The sequence below is a fragment of the Nocardioides albidus genome, assembly GCF_006335005.1.
GTDB classification, from domain to species: domain Bacteria; phylum Actinomycetota; class Actinomycetes; order Propionibacteriales; family Nocardioidaceae; genus Nocardioides; species Nocardioides albidus.
Map to the genome: position 1 here is coordinate 70,635 of NZ_VDMP01000022.1, position 8,034 is coordinate 78,668.

8 protein-coding genes are annotated in these 8,034 nt (G+C 72.4%); 1 reads left to right on the top strand and 7 read right to left on the bottom strand.

Going from position 1 to position 8,034, the window contains the following annotated elements; all coding sequences use genetic code 11:
• The coding region (gene glgB, locus FHP29_RS09070) for a 1,4-alpha-glucan branching protein GlgB (RefSeq protein ID WP_240044415.1) at nt 1-1,676 on the bottom strand (1,676 nt) is incomplete at its 3' end.
• Nucleotides 1,677-1,756: 80 nt separating this feature from the next.
• On the opposite strand from glgB, the gene FHP29_RS09075 reads away from it, so the two are divergent.
• Complete coding sequence (locus FHP29_RS09075) at nt 1,757-3,010, top strand: multidrug effflux MFS transporter (protein ID WP_139622544.1); 1,254 nt, start codon at nt 1,757-1,759, stop codon at nt 3,008-3,010.
• Between the two features lie 78 nt (nt 3,011-3,088).
• Here the strand turns inward: FHP29_RS09075 and FHP29_RS09080 are convergent, their stop codons facing one another.
• The 6 genes from FHP29_RS09080 to FHP29_RS22655 form a co-directional block, all read right to left on the bottom strand.
• Nucleotides 3,089-3,601, bottom strand: coding sequence for a pyridoxamine 5'-phosphate oxidase family protein (locus FHP29_RS09080; RefSeq protein ID WP_139622545.1), 513 nt, complete (start codon nt 3,599-3,601; stop codon nt 3,089-3,091).
• A 184-nt stretch (nt 3,602-3,785) separates the two neighbouring features.
• Nucleotides 3,786-4,895 carry a nuclear transport factor 2 family protein gene (locus FHP29_RS09085; protein ID WP_139622546.1) on the bottom strand — a complete coding sequence of 370 codons (1,110 nt, stop codon included), beginning with the start codon at nt 4,893-4,895 and terminating at the stop codon, nt 3,786-3,788.
• A complete protein-coding gene (locus FHP29_RS09090; RefSeq protein ID WP_139622547.1) occupies nt 4,892-5,449 on the bottom strand; it encodes a SigE family RNA polymerase sigma factor in 558 nt (185 codons plus the stop codon). The genes FHP29_RS09085 and FHP29_RS09090 overlap by 4 nt, the downstream gene beginning before the upstream one ends.
• An 82-nt stretch (nt 5,450-5,531) precedes the next feature.
• Nucleotides 5,532-5,900, bottom strand: coding sequence for a hypothetical protein (locus tag FHP29_RS21655; protein WP_158296528.1), 369 nt, complete (start codon nt 5,898-5,900; stop codon nt 5,532-5,534).
• Between the two features lie 66 nt (nt 5,901-5,966).
• A complete protein-coding gene (locus tag FHP29_RS09100) occupies nt 5,967-7,343 on the bottom strand; it encodes a maltokinase N-terminal cap-like domain-containing protein (protein ID WP_139622548.1) in 1,377 nt (458 codons plus the stop codon).
• Nucleotides 7,343-8,034 (bottom strand): alpha-glucosidase C-terminal domain-containing protein (locus FHP29_RS22655; protein ID WP_240044416.1); only part of this gene is annotated, 692 nt, incomplete at its 5' end. The genes FHP29_RS22655 and FHP29_RS09100, both read right to left, overlap by 1 nt.

The window sequence follows — 8,034 nt, forward strand, 5'->3', positions numbered from 1 at the left end:
ACGCACACGAGATCGGCGGTCGCGTCGTCGTCGGCGCCGGCGCGGCGCACGAACGAGAAGACGTTGTGCCCGGCGTCCTGGGCGTCGATCCACGCGAAGCCCGCCGGGTCGTTGTCGAGGCGCCACAGCGCCGGCTCCTCGCGATAGCGCGCGTTGAGGTCGCGCACGAAGTCGCGCACGCCGGCGTGCTCGGGCTTCTGCAGCAGCCACCAGTCGAGCTCGCGGGCCTCGGCCCACTCCGACTCCTGCGCGAACTCGCAGCCCATCATCAGCAGCTGCTTGCCGGGATGGGCCCACATGTAGGCGAGATAGGCGCGCAGCGTGGCCAGCTGCTGCCAGCGGTCGCCCGGCATCTTGCGCACCAGCGAGCCCTTGCCGTGGACGACCTCGTCGTGGCTGATCGGCAGGACGTAGTTCTCCGAGAACGCGTAGACGAGCGAGAAGGTGAGCTCGCCGTGGTGGTAGGCGCGGTGCACCGGGTCGTGCGCGAGATAGCGCAGGCTGTCGTGCATCCAGCCCATGTTCCACTTGAACCCGAAGCCGAGTCCGCCCCCGGACGTCGCGCCGGTGACGCCGGGCCACGCGGTCGACTCCTCGGCGATGGTGACGATGCCGGGCACCCGCTTGTAGGCGGTGGCGTTGAGCTCCTGGAGGAACTGCACGGCCTCGAGGTGCTCGTGGCCGCCGTACTTGTTGGGGCTCCACTCGCCGTCGTTGCGGCCGTAGTCGAGGTAGAGCATCGAGGCCACGCCGTCGACCCGCAGCCCGTCGACGTGGAACTCCTCGAGCCAGTAGAGCGCGTTGGCGAAGAGGAAGTTGCGGACCTCGGGCCGGCCGAAGTCGAAGATGTGCGAGCCCCACTCCGGATGCCAGCCGCGGCGCGGGTCGGGGTGCTCGTAGAGCGGCGTGCCGTCGAAGCGCACCAGCGCCCACTCGTCGGTGGCGAAGTGCCCGGGCACCCAGTCGAGGATGACGGCGATGCCCGCTGCATGGAGGGCGTCGACGAGCCGGCGGAAGCCGTCGGGGTCGCCGAAGCGGGCGTCGGGGGCGAAGTACGACGTGACGTGGTAGCCCCACGAGCCGCCGAACGGGTGCTGCATGACGGGCATCAGCTCGACGTGCGTGAACCCGAGGTCGGCGAGATAGCCCGGCAGCCCGGAGTCGGGATCGGCGAGCTCGTCGTACGACCAGAACGAGCCGTCGGGGTGGCGCTTCCACGAGCCGAGGTGGAGCTCGTAGGTCGCCATCGGCTCGTTGACCGGCTGCCGCGCGGCGCGGGCGGACATCCAGGCGTCGTCCTGCCACACATGGGTACTGGTGAACACCCGCGACGCCGTGGCGGGGGGCGCCTCGGCGAAGAAGGCCATCGGGTCGGCCTTGTGGCGCCAGATTCCGTCGGCGCCCTCGACGACGAACTTGTACGCCGCCCCCGAGCCGACGCCGGCGGCGAACGCCTCCCACAGGCCCGAGCCGATCGGGCTCATCCGGTGGGCGTTGCCGTCCCAGCCGTTGAAGTCGCCGACGACGCTGACGTTGCGGGCGTTGGGCGCCCACACGACGAAGCTGGTGCCCGGCTCGGGATCGTCGTGACCCTCAGGGACACCCTCGTGGACATGGGCTCCGAGGACGCGCCAGAGCATCTCGTGGCGGCCTTCCCCGACGAGGTGGAGATCCATCTCCCCGAGGGTGGAACGGGACGTGCTGCTCTCATTGGGCGGCATCCATGTGAGTCTAACGCGTGGTGGATGATGCGGGGATGACCGAACGCGCCGGCTGGCGGTACACCGTCCTCGTCCCGGCCGTCCTGGCTCTCCTGTCGATGATCGGGCCGTTCAGCATCGACACCCCCTTCCCGGCGTTCCCTGACATGGGGCGCGACCTGGCCGTCGACACCGGTGCCCTGCAGCTGATCGTGACCGTCTACCTGGGCTCGTTCGCCCTGATGAGCGTCTTCCACGGTCCGCTGTCCGACGCGGTCGGTCGGCGGCCGGTGATGATCGGTGGCGTCGCGGTCTACGTCCTCGCGTCCCTGGGGTGCGTCGTCGCGGGCAGCCTGCCGCTGCTGCTGGTGTTCCGCGCGCTGCAGGGCCTCAGCGCCGGTGGCGCCACCATCGTCAGCCGCACCGTGATCCGCGACCTCTTCGAGGGACCGCAGGCGCAGCGCCTGATGAGCCGGGTCGCGATCATCTTCGGCCTCGCGCCCGCGGTCGGACCGCTGCTCGGCGGTGTGCTGCTGCAGCTGGGGCCGTGGCAGCTGATCTTCGGCTTCCAGGCCGCCCTCGGGGTGCTGCTCATCTGGTCGGTGCTCTTCCTCCTCCCCGAGACCCACCCGGCCGAGCGACGGGTCCCGCTGCGGGTCGGCGCCGTCCTCGGCGGCCTGGTCGAGGTGGGCCGGGTCGGCACCTTCCACCGCCGCGGATGGGCGACCGCGCTGATCTTCGGCGCGCAGTTCCTCTACATCGGTGGCGCCGCCCTGTTCGTCGTCGACGTCCTCGGGCAGGGCGAGCTCGACTTCTGGAAGCTGTTCGTCCCGATGATCGGCTCGATGATGCTCGGCTCGTGGCTGTGCGGCCGTGCCGCCGGCCGGATCTCCGCCCGCCGCCTGATCTCGTGGGGCTGCACGACGTCCTTCGTCGGCGGCGTCGTCGGCGTGGTGATCGCGGCGACCTCCTGGGGCGACCGGATGCCGTGGGCGATCGTGGGCGTCGCGCTGATCGCCCTCGGCAACGGCGTGAGCTACCCGACCTTCCAGCTCATGCTCCTCGACCGCTTCCCCGCCCGCCGGGGCGCCGTGGTCTCGCTCGCGACCTTCCTGGCGCTGGTCCTCAACGCCGTGACCGCCGTGGCCGTCGTACCGGTGATCGGCGGGTCCGCACTCGGCTTCGCCGTCGCGGCCCTGATCGGCGTCGGCGCCGGGCAGCTGTGCTGGGCGTGGCACTGCGCCCTCGAGGACCGCGACTGTGCGGTGTCGGCGGATGTGGGGGAGCGGGAGCCGGTGGAGCTGTTGTGAGCGCCAGGAACCGCGTCTCCGTGGTGACGCGCGAGACGGGTGGGACCGGTGGGACAGCGGTACGCCGGCGGGCGAGCCTCAGCGCCGCCAGATCTGCCGTGGCGCGTACCCGGCCCGGCGCAGCCAGTGCTCGGTGTAGACGATGCGGTCCGGCGTGATCACGGTGAGCGGGTCGGCCGGCGGATCGTCGAGGGACCGCCCACGCTCGACGTGGTCGGACTGCCAGCGCACGGCCTCCCAGTAGCCGTCGGCGTCGGGATGGTCCCGCTCCAGGGTGCGGGCCGTTCCGAAGAGCTGCGCTCCGCGGCTGCTCGCCTGACCGACCAGCGGCGCCACGATGCCAGCGGACACCCGCGGGTCGCGGGCGAGGTTGCGTGACTTCGGCGAGGCGTTCCAGCTCGTGTAGAAGATCTCGAGCCCGAGGCTGAAGTAGCGGACCGGTGTCGCGGCGGGGGAGCCGTCGGCGTTGACGGTCGCGACCACCGCGGTGTTCTGGCTCGAGAGCAGGTTGAGGATCCGCTCCTCGAGCTCCTCGCGGGGGAGGACGGCGTCAGGTGCGGGTTCGGCGAGCCACGGGTTGGTGACGGGCATGCCCGATCCTAAGAGGTTCCGCCGATAGGTGGCGCCTGTTGCGCGCCGCGACACACGGGCGCTGGCGGCGTTGGCGTTGCTCGATGGGCGGCCCAGCACGTCTTCGCTCCGACGCCTTGCCATCACCCGGCCATCACCCGCGTCTCGCGACGCTCGCGACGCCGCCACCCATCGGCGGAACCTCTTACATGTCGACCCCGATGAACATCGGGTCACCGCCCTTCGGCCGCAGCGGCCCGAGCTCGTCGCACGCCGGCGCGCCGACCTCGCAGTCGTAGACCGTGAACTTCGGGTAGTCGCGGCCGGTGGCGACCAGGATCGAGCCGTCGGTGTCGATGGCGTACCAGCCGAAGGAGTCGCCCATCGCGGCCGGGCCGACCGGCAGGACCACGGGGGGATCGCCGGGCGTGGTCGGTGTCAGGGTGCTGCTCCAGGACAGGACGTAGCGGCCGTCGAGGGTCAGCTGGGCGTCGACGGCACCGGCGACCGGTCGCCAGTCGCCGGGGCCGCCGGGGTTGCTGGGGTTGCTGGGCGCGGGGCCGTTGTAGAGGACGACACCCGCCCGGGCGTCCGCGACTCGTGTCTCCGGGCCCGCGAAGTCCCGCCACTGGTCGTCCTCCCAGGTCCAGGTGCGGGTCCCCGCCCTGTCGCGCACGAACACGGCGCCCTGGTCGATCGCGTCGATCACGAGGTCGCCGCACCGGCCGCAGTCGACGGTCGTGGAGCCCACGTCGTCGCCCGTGTCGAGGTCCCGGACGGTGATCGTCGCGGTCCCGTCGCGCAGGGTCGCCCACGCGGCGAGCCGGCCGTCGCGGTCCAGCTTCGCGGTCGGGTGGAAGCCGTTCGGGGCGTCCAGGCGGCCGTCGACCAGCCGCGACACGTCCCCTCGCGCGTCGAGCAGCATCGGGCGCCCGGCGTCGAAGAACACCACGCCCTGCGGGGTCGCGACGGCGTCGGTGTCGAGCCACTCCAGCTCGCCGTAGGGGAACTCGCGCCCGCCGAGGTGCACGGTGACGCCGGGGTCGGCGTACGCGCGCGCGCCCTTGCTGAGGTCCAGCGCCCCGACGGAGGCGTACGACGGGTCGCGCACCGTCCCTGCGTCGCCACCGCCCGGAGAGGTCAGCGCGATGCCGGCGGCGACGACCGCGACGCCGGTCGCACCTGCGGCGGCGACCATCGCCCGCCGCCGGCGACGCAGCCGTCGTCCGGCCGAGCGCGCGGTGGCGAGGTCGGCGGACGGGACGGGGAAGTCGTCGATCCGCTCGGCGAGGAGGTCGGCCAGCTCGATGGTCATGCGTCGTCTCCCGTGGTGAGCGCGCCGCAGCGGCGCAGGTTGGCGAGGGCGGCAGCGGCCTGGGACTTGACCGTCCCCCGCGAGCAGCCGAGGGCGGTCGCGATCTGCTCCTCGCTGAGGTCCTCGTAGTAGCGGAGCACGATGACGGCGCGCTGGCGCGGGGGAAGGTCTCGGACCGCGCTCCACATCCGGTCCCGCTCGGTGATCGCCCGGTCGGGCGCCTCGGTGGTCAGGCCGCCGTCGACCGACGCGTGGGGTCGCTCGCGGCGCGCCCATGCCCTGCGGCGCAGCCCGAGGATCTCGTTGAGCACCATCCGGCGCAGATAGGCCTCGGGGTGGTCGGCCCGCCGGACCCGCCCCCACGAGGCGTAGGCGCGCGCGAAGGCCGCCTGCACGGCGTCCTCGGCGGTCGCGTCGTCACCGGCGACGGCGCGCGCCATCCGGTACAGCCGCGGCCATTGCGCGGCGTACAGGTCGGCGTACTCCTGCTCGTCGTCCACCAGCACCTCCTGGACGAAGGATGCCGGAGGTGGGGCGGTCCCGAGGGTGTCCATGCCCCTTGGATGTCGCCGGGACCGCGATCGGTTGGGCCGAGCGGCCGATGGCCGCGGCCGGCCGTGCGCGCCGCTCCCGGTCCTAGGCCCCGCGGGCGGCGTCGGACCGCTCGAACGCCCAGGCCGAGAGTCCGAACATCCCCGCGAAGCCGGCGCTGAGCCACAGCACGTCGAGCGTCTGGCCGTCCTCGGCCAGTCCGGCGGCGACGGCGGCGGCGCCGGCCAGGAGCACGGCGACGGCGGTGGCCCCGAGTGCCCGTGCCATGCCGTGCGCCCGGAGGCGGGCGAGGACCGCCCCCACGACGCCGACCAGCAGGGCGGCGACGTAGACCAGGTCCGGCGGCCCGCCGTCACCCACGATCCCGAGGGCCACGATGCCGAAGGCGATGACGAGCGTCGTGCCGAGGGCCACGATCAACCCGATGCCGTACCACGTCCGCGATGGGTCCATGACCACGACGCTAGGCGCTCGGCGGGGCAGGAGACGGACGGGAAGTGTGCAGATCCGGTGCAGATCTCAAGACGTCAGCCGGGCGACGCCCGCGAGCGGGATCGGCAGCCAGGTCGGCCGGTTGCGTGCCTCGTAGACGCACTCGTAGACCGCCTTGTCGACGACGTACGCCGTGAGCAGGGTGCGGTCGGTGTCGCCGAGTCCGCCGGAGTCGGCGCAGTACGCCGCGAGGAAGGCCTTGCGGTTGCGGCGAGCCCACTCGTCGGCGCGCACGGCGCGCTGGTGGAGGACGTCGGGGTCCTCCTCGGGCATCGACTCCGCGACGGCGTGGGGCGCGTAGTCGAAGGAGCGCAGCATGCCGGCGACGTCGCGCCACGGGGAGTCGGGCAGGACCCGCTCCGCGAGGGTCTTGGCCGGCTCGCCCTCGAAGTCGACCAGCTTCCAGCCGAGAACGGTGCGCAGGGTCTGGCCGAGGTGCAGGTCGGCATGGATCCGCTGCACGGGGACGGCACCCAGGTCGGCCACGGAGGCGAAGACGGCCCGCGCCGCGTCGGCGTACTCGGCGAGCTCGGGGACCACCTCGGTCGAGGCCGCGAGCCGGTTGCCCATCGCGGTCGCGAGGTCCGCGGCGGGCACGGTCGACGTCGGGAACGACTCGCGCAGCTGGGCGTGCACCTCGGCCAGCGCGGTGCCGAGGCGGGCGGCCTCGCTGGCGAAGTCGCCGCCGACCTCCTCGGCGTGCAGGTCGGCCTCCGCGAACAGGTCGCGCACGCTGGCCAGCGCCAGGTCCCAGCCGTCGCTGGCGGTGCGCAGGAACTGCTGGAGCATCCCGAGCTGCAGGTCCGCGGCCTCGATCCAGCCGTAGAGCTGGGCGATGTGCGTCGACCCGGCCTCGGTCAGCACGCGGTGGGTGGTGATGTCGGGGTTCTCGCCGGGGGTGATCCGCCGGAACAGCTTGAGGACGGAGTCCTCGCCGAAGAGCACCGAGGAGTTGGACTGCTCACCGCTGAACAGCGAGCCGGTCGCCTCGAGGTCGAGATCGTGGCCGGGGAGCCGGACGAAGGTCAGGGACCGGTCCGAGGCGTCGTCCGAGTCGGCGAAGGCGCGCAGGTAGTGCGCCATCGCGGCGCGATCTTTGACCGCGTCGTAGGCGATCCGGTCGCCGTCGTCGGTGCGCCAGATGCCGACCAGGGCGTGCTCGATGCGCTCCTGCGGCTCGGCGTACAGCGAGAGCGGCACCTGGTAGAGGTCGGTGCCGCCGGTGCCGCCGTCGCCCTGTCCGTCGTAGCTGACCTCGACGAGCAGGACGGTGACCTCGGGCTCGGCGCCGGAGCCCACGCTGCCCAGGACCCGGGTCCCCGAGACGGTGAAGGTGCGGCCCTTGCCGCCGAACCAGCGGGCGTGCGCGAGGAGATCGTGCAGGACCTCGTGGTCGAGTGCCATCAGAGAACAGGCCTCCCCGTCGTCTCCGGATCCGTCAACCGGAACCAGTAGAAGCCGTGCCCGCTGAGCGTCAGGAGATACGGGAGCTCGCCGATCCGGGGGAACGGTACGCCGCCCAACAGCTCCACCGGGACGCGTCCCTCGTAGCGGCGCAGGTCGAGCTCCACCGGCTGCGGGAAGCGGGAGAGGTTGTTGACGCACAAGATGACGTCGTCGGTCTCCGCCGTGGCGCCGGGCAGCTCGCGGACGTAGGAGAGCACGGTCGGGTTGGAGCCGCCGAGGTCGGCGAAGGTGCCCAGGCCGAAGGCGTCGTGCTGGCGCCGGATGTGGATCATCCGCCGGGTCCAGTGCAGGAGCGAGGACGGGTTCTCCAGCTGGGCCTCGACGTTGACGCTCTGGTAGCCGTAGACCGGGTCCTGGATCGCGGGCAGGTGCAGCTTGCCGGGCGTCGCCGAGGAGAATCCGGCGTTGCGGTCGGGGGTCCACTGCATCGGCGTACGCACGCCGTCGCGGTCGCCCAGCCAGATGTTGTCGCCCATCCCGATCTCGTCGCCGTAGTAGAGGACCGGCGAGCCGGGCAGCGAGAGCAGCAGCGCGGTGAACAGCTCGATCTGGTTGGTGTCGTTGTCGAGCAGGGGCGCGAGCCGGCGGCGGATGCCGATGTTGGCCTTCATGCGGGGGTCCTTGGCGT